This is a genomic window from Microbacterium sp. LMX7-1.2, from assembly GCF_040675935.1.
Classification (GTDB): domain Bacteria; phylum Actinomycetota; class Actinomycetes; order Actinomycetales; family Microbacteriaceae; genus Microbacterium.
Window position 1 is genome coordinate 3,013,830 of sequence record NZ_JBEGIL010000001.1, and the last position, 25,377, is coordinate 3,039,206.

Here is a 25,377-nt window from a genome sequence, read left to right on the forward strand (position 1 = left end):
GGGTCACGCGTTGCGCGCGGGCGCTCGCCGGAACCAGCGATCCGGCATCGCGAACAGCCAACGCAGGCCGATGCGGTCGGCTCCGAGCTTGAGTCCGACGCTGAGTGCGAGCGTGGCGACGATGACGCCCGCGGTATAGACCGCTGCACCACGCGGGTGCTCGCTCAACCATGCGGCCAGGCTCGGGTTGTTGAGGAGCAGGTCGTTGAGCAGGATGAAGATGAAGGGGTTCAGGATGAACACCGGCAGAGTGTTGCGTCCGATGATCTTCAAGACCGCCATCCACCGGTGATGCGACACCATCGCCAGGAGCGCCACCACAGCGACGACACCCAGCGTCGACGTCAACGGGTCCGAGAGCCCGTAGGGCCCGGTCGGGCCGAGGAGCATGGAGGCGATGTAGAGGGCGGCGGCTGCGGTGAAGATCCACAGCCGCCGTGTCGACGTCAGCCACGCGGTGATCGCGGGGAACCGTGCGCCCGCGACGTAGAAGACGGCTGCGGAGCCGACCTGCAGGTAGGGCTGGGCGAGGAAGAACGGCGCGCTGACGCTGATCACGGCGGCGATCGCGAGTACGATCCAGCCCGGGACGAGTCGCGTCGCCCACACGGCCACGAAGAACACGACGAGCGCCCACAGGTACCAGAGGTGGGTGTGGGGGGCGATCAGGTTCTGTGCGACGGTGACGAAGGGGTTCTCGGTGGGGTTGCCGTATGCCCGGTTCTCGAGCCAGAAGAACGCGGTCGTGAAAGCCACCCACCCCAGGTACAGGTAGAGGATCGCGAAGACGCGCGACCGCCACGCCTGACGCCACGGCTTCACGAGGGAGCGGTGCGCGAGGTAGCCGGACACGAAGAAGAAGAGGGGGATGCGCAGCGGCATCGTCCATTCCACGACGTCGACGATCACCCGCAGCACGGCGGCGTCGGCGATCCAATAGGTCAGGTGGATGGCCCAGAGGTGGAGCACGACGATGAGCGCCACGCTGAGTCCGCGCGCGGAATCGGGCCAGTCGAGTCGCGCAGGGCGGACGGCGGGGTCGGGGGTCGACGACGTCACCCTCTCACCGTATCGATCTCGCGCGCTGCGCGCTGACCCACGGCGTGCGGGTTACGCCTCGGCGTCGACGAGCGAAGGGCCGGCATGATCCAGGACTGCGGTCGCCCGGTGACGAGAGGGGTTGAGTGAACACCGAACACCTGTTAGGTTTTCGGGAATCGGAGCGCTGCGATCGGCAGCGCCGTTCTCGACGAGGAGAAGCGATGAAGCGATGGATGAGTGCAGTGGCGACCGCAGGACTGGTCGTCTCGGGGCTGGCTCTCGCCGGCCCTGCGGTGGCCGGCGGCAACGGCACAGGACACGGCGGGCACGGCGGCGGTAAGCCGGGAACCGAGGAGCTGAACCGCTGGGCGGCCGACACCTGGCGGTCGCTCGACGCGATGACCGATGAGGCCACCGGTCTGCCGTCCGACAACGTCACGGGCGACCTGCAGACCGCGGGCGCCTACACGTCTCCCACGAACATCGGGGGCTATCTCTGGTCGACCGTCACCGCGCGCGACCTCGGCATCATCGGCGACGATGAGGCCCGCGACCGCATGACCACGACGCTCGACACCCTCGCCGGTCTCGAACGCAACGATGCGAGCGGGATGTTCTACAACTGGTACTCCCCGACGACGGGGGAGAAGCTCACCACCTGGCCGGACTCCGGCGATCCCGTGTACCCGTTCCTCAGCACGGTCGACAACGGCTGGCTCGCCGCATCCCTCCGCATCGTCCGTGAAGCGGAGCCCGAGCTCGCGGACGAGGCGGACGCCCTCTACGACTCGATGGACTTCGGAGCGTTCTTCGACCCCGCCGGTGCTGCGGGGCTCCCCGCCGGCACGAACCGCGGCGGATTCTGGGACGCGGCCCCGCCGGACTGCAGCGTCGAGGCGCCCATGTACAACGGCTCGGGCGAGACCGCGTTCTACACGTGCCACCACTACGACACGACGGTGAGCGAGAGTCGCATCGCGACCTACCTGGGGATCGCCAACGGGCAGATCCCGGCCACCGCGCTGTACGGCACGCATCGCACCATGCCGCCCGGCTGCGATTGGGCCTGGCAGGAGCAGCTCCCGCAGGGCGAGTACCGCACCTACGACGGCGTCGAGGTCTGGGAGGGCACCTACCAGTACGGCGGCATGTCCTTCGTCCCCAGCTGGGGCGGCAGCATGTTCGAGTCGCTGATGCCCGACCTGCTCGTTCCCGAGGCGGAGTGGGGTCCGAAGTCGTGGAAGACCAACCACGCCGTCACGGTCGCGGTGCAGAAGCAGCACGGGCTCGACGAGGCCGGCTACGGCTACTGGGGCTTCTCGCCCGCGAGCAACCCGTTCGGCGGCTACGCCGAGTACGGCGTCGACATCGCCGGCATGCGGTCGGACGGCTACACCTCGGATGCCGAGCAGACCGACGTCGACGTCGATCGGCCCGGATGCTCCACCGGCACGAACCCCGACCCGGAGTTCGGCGACGGCGTCGTGACCCCGCACGCCGCGTTCCTCGCGCTGCCGTACGACCGCCGGGGAGCTCTGAGCAACCTCGAGGGCATCGAGCAGGAGCTGGGAGCCTACGGCCCGGGCGGGTTCTACGACGCGGTCGCCGTGAAGAGCGGCACCATCGCGAAGCGCTACCTCTCGCTCGACCAGTCGATGATCATGGCGGCGATCGGCAACGAACTCACGAAAGATACACTCAAGGACTACTTCGTGGACCCAGAGATGGAGCAGACGCTGAGGCCCGCGATGAAGCAGCAGGTATTCGGCTCGTCGTGGGGAGCGGGACACGGCCACGGCGGCTGAGTCCCGCCCGGCCCGCGTCGGAGGAGTGGAGCGGGCAGTGGGAACGAGCGAGCAGCGGGCCGCGGGGCGAGGGCCCCGCGGCCCCTACGCGTCCGGGCAGGCGCGGCGGCAGGCGATCGTCGACGAGGCGCTCGCGGTGTTCTCCCGCACCGGGTTCCGTGGCGGATCCCTGCGGGAGATCGCGAAGCGCGTCGGAGTGACCCCGGCCGGGCTCCTGCACCACTTCGCCGACAAGGAGGAGCTGTTCGCGGAGGTGCTCCGTCAACGCGACGAGAAGGTGCGTGCGGCAGCGGGGGATCCCGCCGAGCACACGCTGCTCGAGCAGGCGTCGCGGGTGGTGGCGCACAACCAGACGACTCGAGGCCTGACCTCGCTGTACGCGATCGTGTCGGCCGAGGCGACCGATCCCGAGCATCCGTCCCACGCCGAGTTCGCCGCCCGCTACCGCGATCGTGCGGCGGAGGCGGAGGAGATCCTGCGACTCGGGCAGGCCGCGGGCGAAGTGCGCCGGGATGTCGACCCCGCTCACGCCGCGCGGTTGATCAGCGCGGTCATGGACGGCATCCAGCTGCAGTGGCTGCTCGACGACTCGGTCGACATGGGCGTGCTGTTCCAGGAGTTCGTGGACCGGTACCTGCTGCCGCCCGCCTCGCCGCGGTCCTGACGGACCCTCGACGGCTCGCATGCGCCATCGGCGCAGGGGAGCCTCTTCTCGTCGGTTGCTAGTTTGATCTTGCTTAGTCAATCTTGACTATGTTACTTTCATCGAGCCATCAACGACGAACGGCCGAGAAGGGACCCTCATGGCTACTTCCTCCGCGGAGACCCGATTCCGCACCGCTGCCACCCTGACGTGCGTTCTCGCCGCCACGCTGACGCTCGGAGCTTGCTCCGCGCAGACGTCCGGCGACGATTCCGCCCCCAGCGACACCGACAGCAGCGACTCCTGCCAGCGCAACAAGGACGCCGGCACCATCACCTACATCTCCGGGTACGGCTATTCCGCCAGCGCCGGTCAGCTCGACGTGTTCCTCGCCCAGGAGCTCGGCTACTTCGACGACCTGTGCCTCGATGTCGAGATCAACGCCTCCGGCGCGAACGGCCAGCAGCTCGTGGCGTCGGGTCAGGCGCAGTTCACGGCGCTGGGTTCGGCATCCGACGTCATGCTCGCCGCCGCGAACAGCAAGAATCTCACGGCCGTCGCGACCTACGGAACGACACCGCCGTTCTCGATCTTCGGCAATGAGAAGCTCGACAGCCTGAAGGACCTCGAGGGCGGATCCCTGGGCTACTTCATCAACCTCACCCCGATCGCCTCGGCCATGCTCGACGAGGCCGGCGTCGACGTCTCGAAGGTCGAGATGGTGAAGATGACCAACTACGACCCCACCGTCGTCGTGCGCGACCAGGTCGACGCGATCGTCGGTTACGCCTCCAATCAGCCGCAGACCCTCAAGGCGCAGGACCTCCCGTTCAGCGAGTTCCTCCCCGGCGACCTCGGCGTCGAGGGTACGTACAACGTCATGGAGGTCAACTCGCGCTTCCTCGCCGAGCACCGCGAGGTCGCGGCCGACTTCATGCGCGCGAGCCTCAAGGCGCTGCAGTTCTGCCTCGACGAATCGGACGAGTGCATCGACATGCTCGCCCAGCTCGCAGAGGACAACGGGCAGGGCGCCGCGTTCCCGCGCGACCAGCTCGCTCGCACCTGGGAGGTCGAGTCCGCCTGGGTGCGCGAGAGCGCCGGCGGCAAGCCCGGCGTGCAGACCGCGGCCATGTGGGAGCCCGAGTATGCGCTCGTTCAGGAATACGGCGGGATCAAGGACCTGCCGGACATCGCCGACATGATGGATGCCGATCTCGTGGCCGACCTGTACGACGGCGACTCCCTCGTCTGGAATGCGAAATGACCGCCGCAGCGTCCGGCGCCGGCGTCGAGGTCAGGAACGTCACGAAGACGTTCGGCGTCGACGGTGCCAGGGTCACGGTGCTCGACGACGTGAGCCTCACGATCGGGATGGGCGAGTTCGTGTCGGTCATCGGCCCCAGCGGATGCGGCAAGTCGACCCTCCTCAAAGTCGTCGCCGGCCTGCTCGACGCCGACTCCGGCACCGTCACGATCGACGGCGAGAGCGTCACCGCTGCCTCCCGCGACAAGAAGATCGGCCTCGTGCCGCAGTCTCCGGCGCTGCTGCCGTGGAAGACCGTGCGCGAGAACGTCGAGCTGCCGGTGCGGCTCAACCGCGGGGCGAACGGCGACCGCGCGCTGCGCGACCCCGCGGAGCTGCTCTCGACCTTCGGTCTCGGCCATGCCCTGACGAAGTACCCGGGGCAGCTCTCCGGGGGGATGCAGCAGCGAGCGGCCATCGCGCGGGCGTTCGTGTTCGACCCCGCGATCATGCTCATGGACGAGCCGTTCTCGGCCCTCGATGAGATGAACCGCGACCTGCAGCGGATCGCCCTGCTGGAGTTCTGGCAGTCGAACCGCAAGGCCGTGATGTTCGTGACCCACTCGGTGCCGGAGGCCATCATGCTGTCCGACCGCATAGTGGTCATGGCGGCGCATCCCGGGCGCATCGCCCAGGTGATCGACGTGAACCTGCCGCGGCCGCGCACCGAGCAGGCGTACGCCACGGACGAGTTCCGCGAACTGGAGGCAGTCGTGCGCGGTGCGCTGCGCGCGCAGACGGAGAAGGCCCATGTCTGAGATGACCATCCGCGACACCACCGCGACCCTCGCGACCGCTCGCCTCGCCGAGCGCCGGCGCGGCGGCATCCCGCCCTGGCTGCGCTGGGGAGCCTGGCTCCCCACGCTGATCACGTTCGTGATCGCCGCGACGCTGTGGCAGGTCGTCGCCTGGACGAACCCTTACGTGCTGCCGACGCTCGAGACGATCGGCGCGAGCCTGGTCGACGATGCCGGCATGTACTGGTCGAACTTCCTCGTGACGCTGCTCGAGGTCGTGGTCGGCGCTTCCGCGGGCATCCTCGCGGGCTTCTTGCTGGCGGTCGTGATGGCCGAGTTCCAGATCATCGAGCGGGCCGTGATGCCGCTCGTGATCATCGTGATGGTGACGCCGATCGTGGCGATCGCGCCCGCGCTCGTCGTGGCGTTCGGCTTCGGCATGGTGCCGAAGTTCATCGTCACGGGTCTCGTGGTGTTCTTCCCGATGCTCGTGAACTCGCTCGCCGGACTCCGCGACGTCGACCAGCGCGCGCTCGACGTGTTCAAGACCCTGCACGCCTCGCGATGGGAGATCTTCCGCGAACTGCGGTTCCCCGGCAGCATGCCCTACGTGTTCGCCGGCCTGCGCATCGCCCTGCCTCTCGCCGTGGTCGGCGCGGCGGTCGCCGAGTTCGTGGCCGCAGGACAGCAGGCCGGCCTCGGCTCGCTCGTGACCACCTCGGCCGCGCAGGCCAACCTGCCGGTGACCTGGGCGAGCATCGCCCTGCTGTGCCTGCTCGGCGTACTGCTGATCGTGCTCCTCGCAGTCGTGCGCAAGCGCGTCCTGTGGTGGAGCGACGGCGAGGTCACCGCCAAGGGCTGACGACGGACCGGGCCCCGGGAGACGCCCTCGCTCCCGGGTTCCTCCGGCGTGCCCATCCGCCCCCGAATCGACGACACATCCGGCTCGAGACGAGCCACCCCACAAGGAAGGCAAGATCATGACCGACCAGCACACCCGGAAGCAGCTGCGCCTCGGACTCTTCGAGAACGCACAGGCCAACGACTCCGGCACCGCGACGTGGCGTCATCCCGACAACGGCCGCTACCTGTTCGACCGGCTCGACTACTGGCGCGACACCGCGCGCATGGTCGAGGACGCGGGGTTCGACTTCCTGTTCCTCGCCGACGCGTGGGGCTGGGCGGACGTGGCGGGACAGCGGCCTGACATCTGCTCGGTCGAGGGGCTCGACCTGCCGCGTCTCGACCCGGCGATCATCCTCGCCGCCCTCATCCCCGAGACCACGCGCCTCGGATTGGTCGCGACCGGATCGACTCTGCTCGAGCCGCCCTACTCGTTCGCGCGGAGGATGGCGACGCTCGACATCCTCTCGGGCGGGCGCATCGGCTGGAACGTCGTGACGACGGGTACTGCCGACACCGCCGTGCAGGGCTTCGGAGTGCCCATGGTCGGGCACGACGAGCGCTACCTCATGGCGGACGACTTCATGCAGGTCGTCTACAAGCTGTGGGAGCAGGCGTGGGAGGAAGGGGCGCTCGAACGCGACAAGTCCGGGCGTTTCGCGGATCCGGCCAAGGTGCACCGCATCGCACACGACGGCCCGTACTTCCGCTCGCACGGCTATGGCAACACGTCGCGCTCGCCGCAGGGCACGCCCGTGCTCTTCCAGGCGGGAGCGTCGCCGGCCGGGCGTGAATTCGGCGGCAAGCACGGCGAGGCGATCTTCGTCGGCAGTGGCTCCGTCGAGCAGCTGCGCTCGCACTCCACCGCGATCCGCGAGGAGGCGGTGGGGAACGGCCGCGGGGCCGACCAGGTCAAGATCATGTCGGCATTCGCGGCCGTCGTCGGCAGCACCGAGGAGGAGGCACGTCGCAAGTACGCCGAGGTCGCGGATGCGCAGAGCCCCGACGTCACGGTCGCGTCCTACGCGTGGTTCACGGGTCTGGACCTCTCGGCGTACGCGCCGAGCACTCCGATGTCGGAGCTGAGCACCGAGCTGTCGCAGACGCAGGTCGCGCGCTTCGCCGACAAGACCGTGGGTGACGTGCTGGGCGACTGGCACGCGCACGGCGTCGGAGCCCGCCCGATCGTGGGCACCCCAGAGCAGGTGGCGGACCGGATGATCGAGCTCGCCGACGGCGCGGATCTCGACGGGTTCCTGTTCGCCCCCGTCATCCCGCCGGCGTCGACCATCGACTTCATCGAGCACGTGCTGCCGATCCTCAAGCAGCGCGGTGCGATCGCCGAGCCGTCAGCGGAGCCGCAGTCGCTGCGCGAGCGGCTTCTGGGGTCGGCGAGTCCGGCGCTCGCGGACTCGCACGTCGGGTCGTCGTATCGGCGGGCGATGTCGCATGTCTGACACCCTCACCGGCGTCGCGGTGGTGGGCAGCGCGAACCTCGACCTCGTGGTCGCGGTCGCGCGCCCGCCTCGGGTGGGTGAGACCCTCTTGGGGCGCGCTGGCGGGAGGTTCGCGGGCGGCAAGGGGCTGAATCAGGCGGTCGCCTCGGCACGAGCCGGTGCGTCGACCCGTTTCTGTGGGGCAGTCGGCGACGACGATGCGGCGGCCCTACTGAGCGGCGCGTTGCGGGATGCCGGGGTGCAGGCGCAGTTGCGGGTTGCAGCGACCGCGCCGACCGGCGTCGCGCACGTGCTCGCGTTGGACGGCGGCGACAACAGCATCGTCGTGGCTGCCGGCGCGAACGCCGAGCTCGCACCGGGGGATGCGGAGGCGGCTGCGACCGGCGCGGCCGTCGTTCTGGCGCAGCTGGAGGTGCCGCTGGCGACCGTGCGCGCGGCCCTGCGTCTCGCGCGGATGCAGGGCTCGGTCGCGCTGCTGAACGCGGCGCCCGCCGATTCCGCGGCGCTGTCGTTGCTCGACGACGTCGACGTGCTGGTCGTCAACGAGACGGAATGCCTCGAGCTCGGTGGGGTCGAGCGGCTGCTGGCAGCGGGGGCTGCGGCCGTCGTCCGCACGCTCGGCGCTGAGGGCGTCACGCTGCATCGATCGGGGCGCCTTGACCTGCACGTCGCGGCGTTCCGCATCGACCCCGTCGACACGACCGGTGCGGGGGACGCGTTCTGTGGTGCGCTGGCCGCTGCGCTCGCGGCGGGCCAGCGCCTGGAGGATGCGCTGGTCATGGCGAGCGCGGCCGGCGCGATCACCGCCACGCAGCGGGGTGCGACCACCGCGGCGCTGTCGCCGCGGGCGATCGCCGCCCTCGTCGGTTCTCTCTGAACGGCGACGGTTCTCGTGGCGATCCGTCGGCTTTCAGCTCTGTGCGGTCTCGGTGGGGTCGGCGTTCTCGACGGGCTCGCCCGCGAACGCGTACTCCCCGGCTCGCAGGCGTTCGAGCAGGTCGAGCAGCCACTGCTTCTCGGCCGTGAGGCGGGCGGTGGAGAGGTCGAAGATCTCGCGCACGTACTTCGGGGTGGTCTCCGAGCGCAGCGTGTCCTGCACGTCGAAGCCGTTCTGGGTGATGATCGCGTCGCTCTTGATGAGACGGTGCTCGAGTCCGGCGATGACCTCCTGGCGGCTGAGCACGAACATGAACGACGCCACGGTCATGACGGCCTGGGTGTCGAAGGCCGCGACGTTCCAGAGGTTCTCGCGCAGCATCCTCTGCAGCTCCACCTCCCCCGCGGGGGTGATGCGGTAAGTGGTGCGGGCAGGCCGCTTGCCCTCGGTCTCGGTGCCGCTTTCGGCGATGTAGCCGTCGACTTCGAGGGCCCGCAGCGCGTTGTAGATCGATCCGGGTTGGATGTGCGCCCATTCGTCGACGTGCCAGGTCATGAGCTCGCGGCGGAGGAAGTACCCGTGCACGGGCTGGAACTGCTTCACGGCGCCGAGGACGACGAGGCGGGTGGTCGACATGACCATCATGCTAATCGCTCGGAACGCAGAATTCGGTTGTTTGAGCAGTCAAAATTGACTACTATCAAATTAGTCAAAGTTGACTAACGAAAGGACTTCGACATGACGACTGTCGCGACCGAGCCTCTCCCGCGGGATCTCGCCCTCCGACGTGCGTTCTCCGTGTACCCGACTGGCGTCGTGGCCCTCGCCGCGCACGTCGACGACCGCGCGGTGGGCATGGCCGTCAACTCCTTCACCTCGATCTCGCTCGACCCCGCGCTCGTGGCGGTCAGCGCCGCCCGCACCTCGAAGACGTGGCCCGTGCTCCGTGCCGTGCCCGAACTGGGGATGAGCGTGCTCGCCGCCCACCACGAGCCGCTCAGTCGATCGCTCTCTGCTCGAGAGGGGGACCGCTTCGGCGGCCACGAGTGGCGCCGCACCGAGGGCGGGGCCGTGCTGATCTCGGATGCCGCGCTCTGGCTGACCTGCCGGCTGCACGGCACGTTCGACGGCGGCGACCATGAGATCGCGCTCTACGAGATCCAGGACGTCACGCTCTTCGACGGCGTCGAGCCGCTCGTGTTCCACCAGAGTCGCTATCGCGCGATCTCACCCGCCGACGGCGCATGACCTCGCCGCCGGTCATGCTGACCGGCGTCGTGGTGTCGGGCGACGGGCGGGGCCGCGACCTCGGTTTTCCCACCGCCAACCTCGACCTCGACGACGGCATCCTTCCCCGCGACGGTATCTACGCGGCGTGGGTGCGGGTCGACGACGACGCGCACCCCTGGGAGGCGAGCGTCAGCGTCGGCGCGAATCCGACGTTCGCGGGAGATCGCGCGCGCCGCGTCGAGGTGCACCTGCACGACGCGGCTCTCGACCTCTACGGGCGGCGGCTGCGCGTCGAGCTCGTCGCCTGGCTGCGCGGCACGCTGCGGTTCCCGGATGCGGCATCGTTGGTCGCGCAGAGCGCCGAAGACGTCGCGCGATGCCGTGCGCTGCTTGCGCGGACGGACCGCTGACGTCCCGGTCGCGCGCAGTCAGTCGCGCGCGGTCTGCAGCAGCGCCCAGAGCTCGGCGCGGGCCGGGAACGACGACAGATCGGCGCCCAACAGAGTGCCGGCCTGCCCGATGCGCGTGCGCAGGGTGTGGCGGTGGATGCCGAGCGAGGCGGCCGTCGGCTCGGCCTTCGCATCGTTCTCGAGCCAGGAGCGCAGCGTTCCCTCCAGGTCGTTCCCCGAACGGACGTCGCTTTCGCGCAGGGGAGCGAGGCGCGTGTCGGCGAGCAGGCGGGCTTCGTCGGTCGCGAGGGCGCCGAGGATGCTGGTGCTCACCGCGTCCGCATAGCGGAACACCCCGGCATCCGGCTGCTGCCGCAAAGCGGTCACGGCCTGCGCGTGCGCACGGGAGAACGCGTCGTACGACTCGGGTCCCGACGCTCCCATGCGGAGGCCGAACCTGGCGGCCGCATCGTCGAGCAGCGCCTCGTCGCTCGCCGCGACGCACAGCGTCACGCCCTCGTCGGACTCCGCGAGGAAGGAGGCGACGCCGTCGTCGGCGCGTCGCCTCTCCCACCAGTCGATCAGGGGACCGGCTGGAGCATCGGAGGCGACGGCCACGACCACGGGCGCGGGAGGCAGCCCGCCGAGCACGCGACGCGCGAGCCCCGGGTCGTCATCCTGCAGCGACACGAGAAGCTGAGAGTGCAGGCGTCGGCGGCTGCGGGAGAGCTGCTCGCTCTGTTCGAGTGCGAGGCCCGCCATCGCGATGACCGAGGTGACGACCGTGCGCGCCTCGGCGTCGAGCCCGTCGATCCCGAGCGCGATGACCCCGCGCAGCCGTCCTCCGCGGCCGATCGTGAACAGCATGAACGTCTGCTCGTCGATCGTCAGCGACTGCCCGGCCTCGAGTCCGCGCGTCAGCACTTCGGCGACGTGCGCGACGAGCTCGGTCTGCTGCTGGGGCGCGAGCTCTGCGCGAGGGTGCGAGACCTGCAGGGCGCCGGCGGCGTCGTACATGCCCACCCAGACGCCCAGTCGGCGACCGAGCTCCGCCAGCGTGGCGTCGAGTCCGCGGGGGCGGAGGGCTGCGAGGGCGAGCGCGCGCTGCGTGTCGAGGGCCCAGGACCGGCGGGAGTAGGCCTGCGCGGCGATCGCCTCGGAGTGAGCCCGCGCCACGGCGATGAACGGGGTGCGGTACGGCACCTCGAACAGCGGCATCCCGCGCAGGGCGCACTCGGCGATCAGCTCCTCGGGGATGCCGGTGCGATGCACTTCCGTGCCGAAGCCGAGGCCCTGCACGCCGCGGTCGGACAGCCGCCCCACGTAGACGTCGATGTCGGTCTCGTCGTCGAACTGCGTTCCCGTCGTGAGCAGCACGAGGTCCTCGGCGAGGAAGGGCGTGGGGTCGGCGAGGTCGGAGCTGTGCACCCAGCGCAGCGGGCGGTCGAGTGCACCCTCGGGCAGTTCGGCCTCGGTCGAGACGAGCCGGAGCCCGAGGTCGCGGCGCCGGAACAGGGAGCGCAGCGTGGGCTGATCCACGATCTCCATCACATGACCCTTATACTCATCGGCGAATAGTGCTCTTCGGATTGTACAACCAGGCGAATGCAGTGTGCCCGAGCGCAGCCGTACGCTCACGACATGGCACTCCTCGACACCGACACCGCGACCGTTCCCCTCGGCGGACCCGACCTCCCGCAGGAGCGTCGTCTGGTCACAGAGCTCCCCGGGCCTCGCTCGGCCGAGATCCTCGCCCGCAAGGCCGAGGCCGTGCCCGCCGGTGTCGGCCACACCGTGCCCGTCGCGGCCGTCGCCGCCGGTGGCGGTGTCGTGGTCGACGCGGACGGCAACTCGCTGATCGACCTCGGCTCCGGCATCGCCGTGACCACGGTCGGCAACGCGCACCCGAAGGTCGCAGCGGCCGTCGCAGCCCAGGCCGCGCAGTTCACGCACACCTGCTTCATGATCTCGCCGTACCAGTCGTACATCGAGGTCGCAGAAGCCCTCAACCGCCTCACGCCGGGCGACTTCGCCAAGAAGAGCGCACTGTTCAACTCCGGCGCGGAGGCCGTCGAGAACGCGATCAAGATCGCCCGCAAGCACACGGGGCGCCAGGCCGTCGTCGCCTTCGACCACGGCTACCACGGACGCACGAACCTGACGATGGCGCTGACCGCCAAGTCGATGCCGTACAAGAGCGGCTTCGGACCCTTCGCGCCCGAGGTCTACCGCGCCCCGATGTCGTACCCGTTCCGCGACGGCCTGACCGGGCCCGAGGCCGCGGCCCGCGTCATCCTGCAGCTCGAGAAGCAGGTCGGCGCCGACAACCTCGCCGCCGTCATCATCGAGCCCATCCAGGGCGAGGGCGGGTTCATCGTCCCGGCCGAGGGCTTCCTCCCGGCGATCCTCGACTGGTGCCGCGCGAACGGCGTGGTCTTCATCGCCGACGAGGTGCAGACGGGCTTCGCCCGCACCGGCCACATGTTCGCGAGCGAGATCTTCGGCATCGAGCCCGACCTCATCACGACCGCCAAGGGCATCGCGGGCGGCCTGCCGCTCGCGGCGGTCACGGGCCGCGCCGAGATCATGGACGCCTCGCACACCGGCGGCCTCGGCGGCACCTACGGCGGCAACCCGATCGCCTGCGCCGCCGCGCTCGCCGCGATCGACGTGTTCGAGAACGACGGCGTCATCGAGCGGGCGCAGGAGATCGGGACGATCCTTCTCAGCCGTCTCGCCGAGATCCAGGCGAAGGACGCCCGCATCGGCGACATCCGCGGCCACGGCGCGATGATCGCGGCCGAGTTCGTCGACCCCGAGACCAAGGCTCCGGACGCCGCGCTCACCGCGGCGGTCGCGAAGGCTGCGATCGCGAAGGGCGTCATCGTCCTCACCTGCGGGACGTACGGCAACGTCATCCGCTTCCTCCCGCCGCTCTCGATCGGCGACGACCTCCTGAACGAAGGGCTCGACGTCGTCGCGGAGGCGCTCGCGTCCGCCTGACCTCCGGCCGCACGGCGGCCGGCACACACGTCCGGTCGCGACTCGTATCGGGGGATTTCGAGTCGCGACCGGCACATTCTTTCCAACGAAGGAGAAGCAGATGGCTGAGATCACCCGTGACGTGCTGATCGTCGGAGCCGGGGCCGCGGGCCTCACGGCGGCGAACGACCTGCGCAAGGCCGGCCTGTCGGTCGCCGTGCTCGAGGCGCGCGACCGCGTGGGCGGCCGTCTGTGGACCGACGTGATCGAGGGTGCGATGCTCGAGCTCGGCGGCCAGTGGGTGTCGCCCGACCAGGATGCGCTCAAGGACACGATCGCCGAGCTCGGCCTCGAGACCTACAGCCGCTACCGCGAGGGCGACAGCGTCTACATCGGCCCCGACGGCCAGGTGCACCGCTTCACGGGCGAGATGTTCCCCGTGTCGGCCGAGACCGAGAAGGTCATCGCCGAGATCACCGAGCGTCTGGATGCGATGGTCGCCCAGATCGACCCCGACCGCCCGTGGGAGCACCCGCAGGCGAAGGAATGGGACTCCGTCACCTGGGACGCGTGGCTGCGCGCGCAGACCGACGATGACGAAGCCGTGCGCAACCTCGCGTTCGCGACCGGCTCCGCGATGCTCACCAAGCCCACGCATACGTTCTCGTTGCTGCAGTCGCTGCTCATGGCGGCATCCGCCGGGTCGTACTCGAACCTCGTCGACGCCGACTTCATCCTCGACAAGCGGGTCGTCGGCGGTCTCCAGCAGGTGCCGATCCTGCTCGCCGAGCGCCTCGGCGACGACGTCCTCCTGAACCAGCCGGTCCGCACCCTCGAGTGGGGTGCCGACGGCGTCACCGCCACGACCGACGAGCTCACGGTGCGCGCGCGCTTCGCGATCCTCGCGCACGCCCCGGTGCTGTACGACCGGATCTCCTTCGTGCCGCCGCTGCCCCGCCGTCAGCACCAGCTGCACCAGCACCTCTCGATGGGCTTCGTGATCAAGGTGCACGCGGTCTACGAGACCCCGTTCTGGCGCGAGCAGGGACTCAGCGGCACCGCGTTCAGCCCCTACGAGCTCTCGCACGAGGCCTACGACAACACCAACCACGGCGACGAGCGGGGCACGCTCGTGGGCTTCGTGAGCGACCAGAACGCCGACGACCTGTTCGCGCTGTCGGCCGAGGAGCGCAAGGAGCGCATCCTGGAGTCTCTGTCGCACTACTACGGCCCCGAGGCCAAGAACCCGGTCGTGTACTACGAGAGCGACTGGGGCACCGAGGAGTGGACCCGCGGTGCCTACGCCGCGAGCTTCGACATGGGCGGTCTGCACCGCTACGGCGCCGACCTGCGTGCCGCGGTCGGCCCGATCCACTTCGCGTGCAGCGACATGGCGGGAGCCGGGTACCAGCACGTCGACGGCGCGATCCGGATGGGCCACCTCGCGGCCGCCAACATCGTCGAGTCGACGAGGGATGCGGGCGACACGGCCGAGGCCGTCTGATGCCGGGGTCGATCGTCGTCGGCTACACCGCGACGGATGCCGGAGCGGATGCCGCGGCGCTCGGCGCGCGGCTGGCCCGCAGCCTCGGCGCGGTGCTGCGTCTCGTGATCGTGCTGCCCTCCGAGGGCACGCGGAATGCCGCGGTCGCCCCGGAGCGCGCCTATGAGGACCATCTGCGTCGCCAGGCCACGCAATGGCTCGAGGAGGCCGTCACCGGTCTCCCGCAGGAGCTCGTGCGCACCGGGCACGTGCGCTTCGGAGAGTCCTTCGCCGAAGGTCTCATCGCCGCGGGGGAGGAGTTCGGCGCCCGGCTGATCGTCGTCGGCGCGGCCGGCGGTTCGCTGTTCGGGCGTCACCGCCTGGGCAGTGTGGCCTCCGAGCTGCTGCACTCCTCGACCATCCCGGTGGCGCTCGCTCCCGCCGGCACCTCCACGCAGGACGACCACGTGCTGCCGCGCGTGACCGTCGCCGTGGGCACACGTCCCGGTGCGGAGAACCTGCTCGACGAGGCGGCGGCTGTCGCGGGCGACGCGCACGTCGCGCTGCGTCTCGTCTCGCTCGTGCCGTTCGACGTGCCGCCCGGTCTCGACACGGGGTCGATCCGCCTCGTGGGCGACGAGCACTCCCGTGAGGTCCTCGCGGTCGCGCAGGGGCTCCTGCCCGAGACGGTCGACGCTTCGGTCCAGGAGGCGCACGGCGACACCGTCGAGGACGCGGTCGCGCACCTCGACTGGCTGCCCGGCGAGATCGTGCTCGTGGGATCCAGCCGCCTCGCGCAGCCCCGCCGGCTGTTCCTCGGGTCGACCGCGGCGAAGATGCTGCACGAGCTGCCCGTCCCCATGATCGTCGTCCCGCGCACGCGCGCCGAAGCAGGAGTCCGCTGATGAGCAGCTCGAACCGGGCGACGGAGCCCGCATCCGGCGTGACGACCGGCATCTCCCAGAAGGGCCTGAGCGTCGGCACGGTGGGCGTGATCGGCGCCGTCGTGATCGGCGTCTCGACGATCGCCCCCGCCTACACGCTCACGGCATCCCTCGGACCGACGGTCGCGGTGGTCGGCACGCAGGTGCCTGCGATCATCCTCGTCGGCTTCATCCCGATGCTGCTCACGGCGTTCGGCTACCGCGAGCTCAACCGGGAGATGCCCGACTCCGGAACCTCGTTCACGTGGGGTGTGCGGGCCTTCGGACCGTGGATCGGTTGGATGACGGGGTGGGGTCTCATCGCCGCGACCGTCATCGTGCTGTCGAACCTCGCCGGCATCGCGGTCGAGTTCCTGTTCCTGCTGATCGCGCAGCTGTCGGGCAATCCCGACATCGCGGACCTCGCCTTCAACCCGTTCACCAACGTGGTCGTGTGTCTGCTGTTCATGCTCGGGGCAACCCTCGTGTCCTACCGCGACATGCAGACCACGCAGAAGTTCCAGTACATCCTCGTGGGCTTCCAGGTGCTCGTGCTCGTGGCGTTCGCGACGGTCGCGATCGTCAAGGCCGTGACCGGAGACGCCCCCGACCCGACGCCGTTCTCGTGGTCGTGGTTCAACCCGTTCGAGGTGCCGACGTTCAGCGCCTTCGCGGCCGGGCTCTCGCTGTCCATCTTCATCTTCTGGGGCTGGGACGTCGTGCTCACCATGAACGAGGAGACCAAGGATCCGGCGAAGACCCCGGGTCGCGCCGCCATGGTCACGGTGTTCGTGGTCGTGAGCCTGTACCTGCTGCTCGCGATCGGGCTCATCATGTTCGCGGGCGTGGGCGACGGCGAGCTGGGCCTCGCTAACGAGGACATCTCGGCGAACGTGTTCTTCGCGCTGTCCGACCCGATCCTCGGACCGCTCGCCTTCCTCGTGTCGCTCGCGGTGCTGTCGAGCTCGGCCGCATCGCTGCAGTCCACCGCGGTCGGGCCTGCGCGCACCCTGCTCGCGATGGGCCACTACGGCGCGCTGCCCAAGCAGTTCGCGAAGGTCAGCCCGCGGTTCTTCACGCCCGGGTACTCGACCATCGTGTCGGCGGTCGTCGCCTCGGTGTTCTACGCCGTGATGCGCCTCGTCAGCGAGAACGTCCTCACCGACACGATCCTGTCGCTCGGCATGATGATCTGCTTCTACTACGGCCTCACCGCGTTCGCCTGTGTCTGGTACTTCCGCAAGCAGTGGTTCGACTCGACGCGAAGCTTCTTCTTCACGTTCCTGTTCCCGCTCGTCGGCGGCGCCATCCTCGCCGTGCTGTTCGTCACGACCCTGATCGACTCGATGGACCCCGCCTACGGCAGCGGATCCAGCATCGGCGGAGTCGGCCTCGTGTTCGTGCTCGGCGTCGGGATCATCGTGGTCGGCATCGCCGTGATGATCTGGCAGTCCATCAAACGCCCCGCGTTCTTCCGCGGCGAGACGCTCGGGGCCGATGCCCCGCCGAGCCTCCGTCGCCGCTGAGCCCCCGCACTCTTCCGTCCCCGTCCCCACAGAAAGCGAATCCATGAGCACTCAGACAGAGCAGGCGCTGCTCGACAGCATCCCCACCGGCCTCTTCATCGGCGGCGAGTGGATCGACGGTGAGACCGGCGCGACCTTCGACGTCACGGACCCTGCGACGGGCGCCGTGATCAAGACGATCGCCGACGCGACGCCGGCTGACGGTATCCGCGCCCTCGATGCCGCGGTCGCCGCGCAGGATGCCTGGGCCGCCACGGCACCGCGCACGCGCAGCGAGATCCTCCGGAAGGCGTTCGACCTCGTGCAGGAGCACAAGGAGGACCTCGCGCTGCTCATGACGCTCGAGATGGGCAAGCCGCTCGCCGAGGCGCGCGGCGAGGTCGGCTACGGCGGCGAGTTCCTGCGCTGGTTCAGCGAGGAGGCCGTGCGCATCAGCGGCCGCTACGGCATCAACCCCGAGGGCACGGGCCACATGGTCGTCTCGCAGCGCCCGGTCGGGCCGTCGTTCTTCGTGACGCCGTGGAACTTCCCGTTCGCGATGGCGACGCGCAAGATCGCGCCCGCCCTCGCCGCCGGCTGCACGGTCGTGATCAAGCCCCCGGCACTCACACCGCTCACCACGATCTTCTTCACCTCGCTGCTCGAGAAGGCCGGGCTGCCCAAGGGCGTCGTCAACGTCGTACAGACGTCGAAGTCGTCGGCCCTGTCGGCCCCGATCATCGCCGACCCGCGACTGCGCAAGCTGTCGTTCACGGGCTCGACCGAGGTCGGTCGCAAGCTCATCGCGCAGGCCGCCGAGGGCGTGCTGCGCGTCTCGATGGAGCTCGGCGGCAACGCACCGTTCGTCGTGTTCGACGACGCCGACCTCGACAAGGCGGTCGACGGCGCACTGGCCGCGAAGTTCCGCAACATCGGCCAGGCGTGCACGGCCGCCAACCGGTTCATCGTGCACAAGGACGTCGCGGGCGAGTTCGCCAAGCGCGTCACCGAGCGCGTCGAGGCCATGAAGATCGGTCGCGGTACCGAGGAGGGCGTCACGATCGGACCGCTCATCGATACGGATGCCGTGGCCAAGGCCGAGGAGCTCGTGGGCGACGCCGTCGAGCGCGGCGCGACGCTGCTCGCGGGCGGCAAGGCGCTCGAGGGCACCGGCACGTTCTACGAGCCGACCGTGCTGACCGACGTGGTCGCCGGGTCCGCGATCCTCCGCGAGGAGATCTTCGGTCCGGTGCTCGCGATCGCGACCTTCGAGACCGAGGAGGAGGCCGTCCGTCTCGCGAACGACACCGAGTACGGACTGGTGTCGTACGTCTTCACCGAGAACCTGCAGCGCGGCCAGCGGATGATCGACGGCCTCGAGACGGGCATGATGGGTCTCAACGTGGGCGTGGTGTCGAACGCGGCAGCCCCCTTCGGCGGCGTCAAGCAGTCCGGCGTCGGACGCGAGGGCGGCTTCGAGGGCATCCACGAGTACCTGTCCACCAAGTACACGCTGATCCCGGTCTCCTGACCGGAGCCAGAGGAGGAGAGAACATGACCGACTACGCCGTCATCAACCCCGCCACCGGAGAGACGCTGAAGTCCTTCGACACGTTCACGGATGCGCAGATCGAGGATGCGGTCGCCGCGGCCGACACCGCGCACCGCGAGTGGTCGCGCTCGTCGACCGTCGCCGAGCGTGCCGCGCTCGTGCGTCGCATGGCCGAGCTGCACCGCGAGCGCCGGGAGGAGCTCGCCGACGTGTTCGTCCGCGAGATGGGCAAGCCGCGCGAAGCCGCTCTGGGCGAGGTCGACTTCGCCGCCGACATCGCCGAGTACTACGCCGACCAGGCCGAGGCGATCATGGCCGACCAGCCGATCGCGATCCTGGGCGACGGCTCGGCGATCATCCGCCGCTCGTCGCTCGGGCCGCTCGTGGGCATCATGCCCTGGAACTTCCCGGCCTACCAGATCGTGCGCTTCGCCGCCCCGAACCTCATCGTCGGCAACACGATCCTGCTGAAGCCCGCGCCCCAGTGCCCGGAGTCCTCGTCGGCGATCGCCGCGATCTACCGCGACGCCGGGTTCCCGGAGGGCGCGTACCAGAACGTGCTCGCGACGAACGATCAGATCGCGACGATGATCGCCGACCCGCGCGTGCAGGGCGTGTCGCTCACGGGCTCGGAGCGCGCTGGCGCGGCCGTCGCCGAGATCGCCGGACGCAACCTCAAGAAGGTCGCGCTCGAGCTGGGCGGCTCCGACCCGTTCATCGTGCTCTCGACCGACGATCTCGACGCGACCGTGCAGGCCGGTGTAGACGCCCGCCTCGACAACAACGGACAGGCGTGCAACGGCGCCAAGCGCTTCATCGTGGTCGACGGTCTGTACGACGCGTTCGTCGAGAAGTTCACGGCCGCGATGGCCGCGGTCGAGGCGACCGACCCGATGCTCGACGACACCGTGCTCGGCCCCGTCTCCTCCGAGACCGCGGCCGAGAACCTGCAGAAGCAGATCGACACGGCCGTCGCGCAAGGGGCGACGCTGCTGACCGGCGGAACCCGCGACGGGGCGTTCTTCGCGCCGACCGTGCTGACCGACGTCACGCCCGAGATGGACGTCTACCGTGAGGAGCTGTTCGGCCCGGCGGCCGTCGTCTACCGCGTGGCCGACGAGGACGCGGCGGTCGACCTCGCCAACGACACGACCTTCGGTCTCGGGTCGTACGTCTTCACGACCGACGCCGAGCAGGCCGAGCGCGTCGCCGACCGCATCGAGGCCGGCATGGTCTACGTGAACCTCGTGCTGGCCGACAGCCCGGAGCTGCCGTTCGGCGGCATCAAGCGCAGCGGCACGGCCCGCGAGCTCGGACACCTCGCGGCCGACGAGTTCGTCAACAAGAAGCTCATCCGCATCGGCTGAGCGGGCGCAGTACGAGAGGGGCGGATGCTGCGGCATCCGCCCCTCTCGCGTTCCCGGGCGCGCGTCTGCCGCGTGCCCCAGCGGACACGGCGAAGGAGGGATGTCCTCAGTCGGCCTGGTCGAGGTGGGCGAGCACGGCCAGCACCCGACGGTTGACGCCGGAACCCGCGGCGAGGCCGAGCTTCGTGAAGATCGTATTGATGTGCTTCTCGACGCCGCTCTGGCTCACGAACAGGCGCTCGGCGATGCTCGCGTTGCTGTGCCCCTCGGCCATGAGCTCGAGGACGGCGGCCTCGCGCTCGCTGAGATCGTCCACGCCCTGATCGGGGCCGGACCGGTCGGCGATCAGACGCCGGATCACCTCCGGGTCGAAGGCCACCCCGCCCTCCGCGACCCGCACGATCGCGTCGAGGAAGCCCGCGATGTCAGAGACACGGTCCTTGAGTAGATACCCGACCCCGCCGCGGCCGTCGAGCAGCAGCTCGCTCGCGTAACGCCGCTCGACGTGCTGGGACAGCACGAGCACCGCCACCGACGGATGCTCCCGCCTGATGCGCAGCGCGGCGCGGATGCCCTCGTCGACGAAGTCGGGCGGCATCCGCACGTCGACGATCACGAGGTCGGGCTCGTCGCTCGCGAGCGCGGCCATCAGGGACTCGGCGTCGGCCACGGAGGCGACCACCTCGTGCCCCTCGGCGGCGAGCAGCTGCACGATGCCCTCGCGGAGCAGCGTCGAGTCCTCGGCGATCGCTATCCGCACGGGATCACCGCCTCCACCACGGTCGGGCCGCCGAGCGGACTCCGCACGTCGAGTCGCCCGTCCCGCGCCGCGACTCGCGAGGCGATGCCCGACAGGCCCGTGCCCGCGGCATCCGCCCCGCCGACGCCGTCGTCCTCGATCGTCACGGCGAGCATCCCGTCCCCGGCGCGCACCCGGATCGTGATCGCGGAGGCGTGCGCGTGCTTGATGGCATTGGTCACGGCCTCGCTCGCCACGAAGTAGGCGGCGGTCTCGGCGGCACGGTCGGTGATCGGCGCCGGGTCGACCTCGAGATGCACGGGCATCGCGACCCGGTCGCGCAGCGCCTGGAGAGCGGCGGCCAGCCCGTCGCGCTGCAGCATCTCGGGATACGTCCGCCACGCGACGTCGCGCAGGTCGTCGAGGATGTGCTGGGTCTCCTCGCGCGCGGTACGCAGCAGGGGAGCGCCGTCGGCCGCGCCGGAGCGCTCGACGCGGGCGAGCAGGATCGAGAGCGCGACGACCCGCTGCTGCACCCCGTCGTGGATGTCGCGCTCGATGCGGCGTCGCTCGGCGTCGACGGCATCCACGACCTCGTCGAGTGTGGCGTGCAGGCGCACGACCTCCTGCGAGAGCTCGCCGGCTCCTGGGCGCTGGAACGCGTCCCACATCCGGCGTTCGAGCCAGGCGATGCCGCCGAGGCCCGAGAGTGCGAGGAACAGCAGCACGAGACCCGGCACGACGAACAGGCCGACGGTCGCCCAGGTCACACGCCCCGGCCGGGCGCTGAACAGATCGACGGGTCCGCCCGTGGCCGCCGCGACGAGCATCTGCACGCCCACCACGACGCCGACGCCGATCAGCAGCAGGATGCAGAGAACGACCAGCTGCAGCAGGGCCGACACCGCGAGCAGTCCGCGGGTGCGTCGCGCTCGCGGAGGCGTGCGGCGGGGGATGCCGTCGATCCGCGTCAGTCGTGCGGCGAGGGCGTCGAGCACGCGAGGGGCCGGCGGGCGCGGGGTCGTGGCCACCGCGACGAGAGCGGCGGGCAGCATCAGGATCCCGGAGGCGGTTCCGCCCAGCATCCGCAGCACGTCCCGCACGATGGGGCGGGGGTGGGGTGCGGCGTCAGCGGACGTCATACTGCCATTCTGCCGGTCAGGCCGTGGGAGTGCCCTGCACGCGCGCCCGTACCCGCATCACGACGAACACCGACACGGCGGCGATCACGGCCGCCACCACCACGAGCTGCAGGCCGTCGGCGTACTGCTCGATGCGGTGCCACTGATCGCCGAGGAGGTAGCCGGCCATCACGAAGACCGTGTTCCAGATCGCGCTGCCCGCGGTGGTGAGCAGCGTGAAGCGGAGCAGCGGCATGCGCTGGATGCCCGCCGGGATCGAGATCAGGCTGCGGAAGATGGGGATCATCCGCCCGAAGAACACGGCCTTCGACCCGTGCTTCGCGAACCACGCCTCGGCGCGATCGACGTCGCTGACCTTCATGAGCGGCATCCGGTCGACGATCCGCCGCAGGCGCGCAGGTCCGAGCCAGGCGCCGAGACCGTACAGGGCGAGCGCTCCGACGACCGAGCCGACCGTGGTCCAGAGGAGCACCTCCCACAGCACGATCGAGCCCTGGCTGGCGGTGAAGCCGGCGAGCGGCAGGATGACCTCGCTGGGGATCGGCGGGAACAGGTTCTCGATCGCCACCGCGACGCCCGCCCCTATGCTGCCGAGCGTCTCCATGAGGGCGATCGCCCAGTCCGCGAACAGGCCCAAACCCTCAGAAGTGTCCATGCTCTCGACGCTACGCACGGGGGCGGATGCCGTCACTGCGGCTGCCCCTCGACCGAGGTGCGGAAAACCGGAAGAGCGGGGCGGCCCGTTCGCCTCGGGGCTGTGACGCGGGCGTAGGGTCGAAGCATGGCCACGGTTGCAGAGAACATCGTAGGGACACTGGGCGCCAACGGGATCGAGCGGGTCTACGGACTTCCGGGCGACTCGCTCAACGGTTTCACCGACGCGCTGCGCAAGGACGGGAGCATCCGCTGGGTGCACGTGCGGCACGAGGAGTCGGCGGCGTTCGCCGCGGCGGCGGATGCTGCGCTCACGGGCGACCTCGCTGTCGTCGCAGGCTCCTGCGGGCCGGGCAACCTGCACCTCATCAACGGCCTCTACGACGCCAACCGCTCGCGCGTGCCCGTGCTCGCGATCGCCGCGCACATCCCGACGAACGAGATCGGCACCGGGTACTTCCAGGAGACGCATCCGCAGGAGCTGTTCCGGGAGTGCAGCGTATACGTCGAGTACGTCGCCGACCCGCGGCAGATGCCCCGGCTGCTGGAGATCGCGATGCGCGCGGCGATCGAGCAGCGCGGCGTCGCGGTGCTCGTGATCCCCGGCGACGTCGCGCTCGCCGACATCGCGGACGACCGCGCCGTGGTGATCGAGCGCACCCGGCCCGTGGTGGTGCCGAGCGGTGACGAGCTCGAGCGTGCGGCGACTCTGCTGAACGCATCCCGCAAGACGACGATCCTCGCCGGTGCGGGCGTCGAGGGCGCGCACGACGAGGTGGTCGCCTTCGCCGATCGTCTGGGTGCCCCGATCGTGCACGCCCTGCGCGGCAAGGAGTTCATCGAGTACGACAACCCCTTCGACGTGGGGATGACGGGGCTGCTCGGCTTCGCGTCCGGGTACCGGGCGATGGAGGCGGCGGACACGCTGCTCGTGCTCGGCAGCGACTTCCCGTACGAGCAGTTCTATCCCGAGCACGCGACGACGATCCAGGTCGACATCCGCGGCTCGCAGCTGGGCAAGCGGCATCCGCTCGATCTCGGTCTCGTGGGCGATGTGCGGGCCACCGTCGATGCGCTGCTGCCGCGGCTCGCCGAGACGTCCGACCGTGGGCACCTCGACGACGCGACCGCGCACTACCGCAAGACCCGCGCGAAGCTCGACGACCTCGCGACCCCGACGAAGAAGGGGAGGCCGATCCATCCGCAGTACCTCGCGCGACTCCTCGACGAGCAGGCGGCGGATGACGCGATCTTCACGGCCGACGTCGGATCGCCCACCGTCTGGGCGGCGCGCTACCTGTCGATGACGGAGGGACGCAGGCTCATCGGGTCGTTCACGCACGGCTCCATGGCGAACGCGCTGCTGCACGGCATCGGCGCGCAGGTCTCGCACCCCGACCGTCAGGTCGTCGCGCTCGCCGGAGACGGCGGCCTCGCGATGATGCTGGGCGAGCTGCTCACGCTCACCCAGAACCGACTGCCTGTGAAGACGATCGTCGTGAACAACTCCTCACTGAACTTCGTCGAGCTGGAGATGAAGGCCGCGGGTTTCGTGAACTTCGGCACCGGTCTCGACAACCCGAGCTTCGCGGCGATCGCCGAGGCGATGGGCATCTTCGCCCGGCGGGTGGAGAACAGCGAGGATCTGCCGGCCGCACTCGCCGAGGTGCTCGCACACGACGGACCCGCCCTGCTCGATATCGTCACCGAGCGTCAGGAGCTGTCGATGCCGCCCGCAGTCGAGGCGGCGCAGGTCAAGGGCTTCGCGCTGTACGCGATCCGCACGGTCATGTCGGGTCGCGGCGACGAGCTGCTCGACCTCGCTCGCGCGAACTGGCGCCAGCTGCTCTGAGGCCCCACATCCGCATCGTTCGCGTATGCGTGCACGGCGTCGATCGTGTTCCGGGATATCGCACGAACTCCCACTTCAGGCACCAGGCTGGACGCATCAGTCGATGTATGGAGTGCTTATGTCCTCGTATGAAAACACTTACCTCATCAAATACGGGCGCCCGGCGCTCGCTGCACTCAACGCCGGCCAAACCTGGAAGGCTCGTGCGGTCGGTACCAGGTATGCCTACACGCTCAAGAAGCAGAAAGGCTCGACGCCGCGGATAGGTGGCACGGTCACATGGAGCACGGTCGAGACGAGCGGAAGGCTCTCGGCATTCAACCCGTCGAGCACCTCCATCGCGTGCGGACTCTGACCGCCGCCGTTCTCGCGTGCGGCGCCCTCGCCCTGACTATGGTCGGATGCTCCGGAGAGCCGCCGGCTCCTGTCGGTGAAGCCGTGGGTCGAACTCTTGGGAACGTCACCACGCTCGCCCCCGACGATGCAGGGTTCCTGATACAGGACTCGTCTCCTCGCGTCGGACGTGCGGCGTCATACTCCCTCGGGACTTCGGATCCCGAGGGTTGGATGGTCGTTGCGATCTGCGCGGACGCTGAGAACCTGCGCGATGCCGACGCCGTGGAGGTCGCCGTCATCCCCTCGGGGACCTACCCGGAGGTGGCGGGGCAGGTCGACGACGGGGATCTGCGCGACCTCGTGACGTGCGACGGGCTTGCCTATCGTTGAGGTCCGCGCTCTTCCTCGGGAGTGCGATTCCCTCGGTGGGATGTCATGGAAAGAGCCGAGGGAGTCG

General features: G+C 69.7%; 23 protein-coding genes. 17 read left to right on the forward strand and 6 right to left on the reverse strand.

Annotated features, from left to right (window positions below):
• Nucleotides 1-3: 3 nt before the first annotated feature.
• A complete protein-coding gene (locus MRBLMX7_RS14780; RefSeq protein ID WP_363369601.1) occupies nt 4-1,059 on the reverse strand; it encodes an acyltransferase family protein in 1,056 nt (351 codons plus the stop codon).
• A gap of 203 nt (nt 1,060-1,262) precedes the next feature.
• Between MRBLMX7_RS14780 and MRBLMX7_RS14785 the strand changes: the two genes are divergently transcribed.
• The 7 genes from MRBLMX7_RS14785 to MRBLMX7_RS14815 all read left to right on the forward strand — a co-directional run bounded on the left by MRBLMX7_RS14785 (nt 1,263) and on the right by MRBLMX7_RS14815 (nt 8,766).
• Nucleotides 1,263-2,846: a glucoamylase family protein gene (locus MRBLMX7_RS14785; protein WP_363369603.1), complete on the forward strand. Its 1,584-nt coding sequence runs from the start codon at nt 1,263-1,265 to the stop codon at nt 2,844-2,846.
• Between the two features lie 37 nt (nt 2,847-2,883).
• Complete coding sequence (locus MRBLMX7_RS14790) at nt 2,884-3,510, forward strand: TetR/AcrR family transcriptional regulator (protein WP_363369605.1); 627 nt, start codon at nt 2,884-2,886, stop codon at nt 3,508-3,510.
• A 139-nt stretch (nt 3,511-3,649) separates the two neighbouring features.
• Nucleotides 3,650-4,753 carry an ABC transporter substrate-binding protein gene (locus tag MRBLMX7_RS14795; RefSeq protein WP_363369606.1) on the forward strand — a complete coding sequence of 368 codons (1,104 nt, stop codon included), beginning with the start codon at nt 3,650-3,652 and terminating at the stop codon, nt 4,751-4,753.
• On the forward strand, nt 4,750-5,550 hold the full coding sequence (locus MRBLMX7_RS14800) for an ABC transporter ATP-binding protein (RefSeq protein ID WP_363369608.1): 801 nt from the start codon (nt 4,750-4,752) through the stop codon (nt 5,548-5,550). The genes MRBLMX7_RS14795 and MRBLMX7_RS14800 overlap by 4 nt, the downstream gene beginning before the upstream one ends.
• Nucleotides 5,543-6,391: an ABC transporter permease gene (locus tag MRBLMX7_RS14805; protein ID WP_363369610.1), complete on the forward strand. Its 849-nt coding sequence runs from the start codon at nt 5,543-5,545 to the stop codon at nt 6,389-6,391. The genes MRBLMX7_RS14800 and MRBLMX7_RS14805 overlap by 8 nt, the downstream gene beginning before the upstream one ends.
• A gap of 118 nt (nt 6,392-6,509) precedes the next feature.
• A complete protein-coding gene (locus MRBLMX7_RS14810) occupies nt 6,510-7,889 on the forward strand; it encodes an NtaA/DmoA family FMN-dependent monooxygenase (RefSeq protein ID WP_363369612.1) in 1,380 nt (459 codons plus the stop codon).
• On the forward strand, nt 7,882-8,766 hold the full coding sequence (locus tag MRBLMX7_RS14815; protein ID WP_363369614.1) for a PfkB family carbohydrate kinase: 885 nt from the start codon (nt 7,882-7,884) through the stop codon (nt 8,764-8,766). Before MRBLMX7_RS14810 ends, MRBLMX7_RS14815 begins: the two co-directional genes overlap by 8 nt.
• 33 nt (nt 8,767-8,799) lie before the next feature.
• Here the strand turns inward: MRBLMX7_RS14815 and MRBLMX7_RS14820 are convergent, their stop codons facing one another.
• Complete coding sequence (locus MRBLMX7_RS14820) at nt 8,800-9,402, reverse strand: PadR family transcriptional regulator (RefSeq protein ID WP_363369616.1); 603 nt, start codon at nt 9,400-9,402, stop codon at nt 8,800-8,802.
• A 102-nt stretch (nt 9,403-9,504) separates the two neighbouring features.
• Between MRBLMX7_RS14820 and MRBLMX7_RS14825 the strand changes: the two genes are divergently transcribed.
• Both MRBLMX7_RS14825 and MRBLMX7_RS14830 read left to right on the forward strand, forming a co-directional pair.
• On the forward strand, nt 9,505-10,014 hold the full coding sequence (locus tag MRBLMX7_RS14825) for a flavin reductase family protein (protein WP_363369618.1): 510 nt from the start codon (nt 9,505-9,507) through the stop codon (nt 10,012-10,014).
• The gene (locus tag MRBLMX7_RS14830; protein ID WP_363369620.1) at nt 10,011-10,406 is read left to right on the forward strand and encodes a riboflavin kinase; all 396 of its coding nucleotides are present in this window, start codon (nt 10,011-10,013) and stop codon (nt 10,404-10,406) included. The genes MRBLMX7_RS14825 and MRBLMX7_RS14830 overlap by 4 nt, the downstream gene beginning before the upstream one ends.
• Before the next feature lie 18 nt (nt 10,407-10,424).
• On the opposite strand, the gene MRBLMX7_RS14835 is transcribed toward MRBLMX7_RS14830, so the two are convergent.
• Nucleotides 10,425-11,933 carry a PucR family transcriptional regulator gene (locus tag MRBLMX7_RS14835; protein ID WP_363369622.1) on the reverse strand — a complete coding sequence of 503 codons (1,509 nt, stop codon included), beginning with the start codon at nt 11,931-11,933 and terminating at the stop codon, nt 10,425-10,427.
• Nucleotides 11,934-12,026: 93 nt separating this feature from the next.
• Between MRBLMX7_RS14835 and gabT the strand changes: the two genes are divergently transcribed.
• The 6 genes from gabT (at nt 12,027) to MRBLMX7_RS14865 (ending at nt 20,197) form a co-directional block, all read left to right on the forward strand.
• Nucleotides 12,027-13,388, forward strand: coding sequence for a 4-aminobutyrate--2-oxoglutarate transaminase (gene gabT / locus MRBLMX7_RS14840; protein ID WP_363369624.1), 1,362 nt, complete (start codon nt 12,027-12,029; stop codon nt 13,386-13,388).
• 100 nt (nt 13,389-13,488) lie between these two features.
• Nucleotides 13,489-14,871, forward strand: coding sequence for a flavin monoamine oxidase family protein (locus MRBLMX7_RS14845; protein ID WP_363369626.1), 1,383 nt, complete (start codon nt 13,489-13,491; stop codon nt 14,869-14,871).
• Nucleotides 14,871-15,755 (forward strand): universal stress protein, encoded by an 885-nt coding sequence (locus MRBLMX7_RS14850; protein WP_363369628.1) that lies wholly within the window; start codon nt 14,871-14,873, stop codon nt 15,753-15,755. The genes MRBLMX7_RS14845 and MRBLMX7_RS14850 overlap by 1 nt, the downstream gene beginning before the upstream one ends.
• Nucleotides 15,755-17,299 (forward strand): APC family permease, encoded by a 1,545-nt coding sequence (locus tag MRBLMX7_RS14855; RefSeq protein WP_363369630.1) that lies wholly within the window; start codon nt 15,755-15,757, stop codon nt 17,297-17,299. Before MRBLMX7_RS14850 ends, MRBLMX7_RS14855 begins: the two co-directional genes overlap by 1 nt.
• Nucleotides 17,300-17,342: 43 nt before the next feature.
• Complete coding sequence (locus MRBLMX7_RS14860) at nt 17,343-18,809, forward strand: NAD-dependent succinate-semialdehyde dehydrogenase (RefSeq protein ID WP_363369632.1); 1,467 nt, start codon at nt 17,343-17,345, stop codon at nt 18,807-18,809.
• Between the two features lie 23 nt (nt 18,810-18,832).
• Nucleotides 18,833-20,197 (forward strand): NAD-dependent succinate-semialdehyde dehydrogenase, encoded by a 1,365-nt coding sequence (locus MRBLMX7_RS14865; RefSeq protein WP_363369634.1) that lies wholly within the window; start codon nt 18,833-18,835, stop codon nt 20,195-20,197.
• Nucleotides 20,198-20,303: 106 nt separating this feature from the next.
• Here MRBLMX7_RS14865 and MRBLMX7_RS14870 read toward each other — a convergent pair whose 3' ends face one another.
• Genes MRBLMX7_RS14870 through MRBLMX7_RS14880 form a run of 3 tightly spaced genes read right to left on the reverse strand, consistent with a single transcriptional unit; the run spans nt 20,304 to nt 22,733 of the window.
• Nucleotides 20,304-20,957, reverse strand: coding sequence for a response regulator transcription factor (locus MRBLMX7_RS14870; protein ID WP_363369636.1), 654 nt, complete (start codon nt 20,955-20,957; stop codon nt 20,304-20,306).
• Nucleotides 20,948-22,078: a sensor histidine kinase gene (locus MRBLMX7_RS14875; protein WP_363369638.1), complete on the reverse strand. Its 1,131-nt coding sequence runs from the start codon at nt 22,076-22,078 to the stop codon at nt 20,948-20,950. Before MRBLMX7_RS14875 ends, MRBLMX7_RS14870 begins: the two co-directional genes overlap by 10 nt.
• A 16-nt stretch (nt 22,079-22,094) precedes the next feature.
• Nucleotides 22,095-22,733 carry a DedA family protein gene (locus tag MRBLMX7_RS14880; protein ID WP_363369640.1) on the reverse strand — a complete coding sequence of 213 codons (639 nt, stop codon included), beginning with the start codon at nt 22,731-22,733 and terminating at the stop codon, nt 22,095-22,097.
• Between the two features lie 126 nt (nt 22,734-22,859).
• Between MRBLMX7_RS14880 and poxB the strand changes: the two genes are divergently transcribed.
• The gene (gene poxB / locus MRBLMX7_RS14885) at nt 22,860-24,584 is read left to right on the forward strand and encodes a ubiquinone-dependent pyruvate dehydrogenase (RefSeq protein ID WP_363369642.1); all 1,725 of its coding nucleotides are present in this window, start codon (nt 22,860-22,862) and stop codon (nt 24,582-24,584) included.
• A gap of 567 nt (nt 24,585-25,151) precedes the next feature.
• Nucleotides 25,152-25,310, forward strand: a complete 159-nt coding sequence (locus MRBLMX7_RS14890; protein WP_363369644.1) for a hypothetical protein — start codon at nt 25,152-25,154, stop codon at nt 25,308-25,310.
• Nucleotides 25,311-25,377 lie beyond the last annotated feature (67 nt).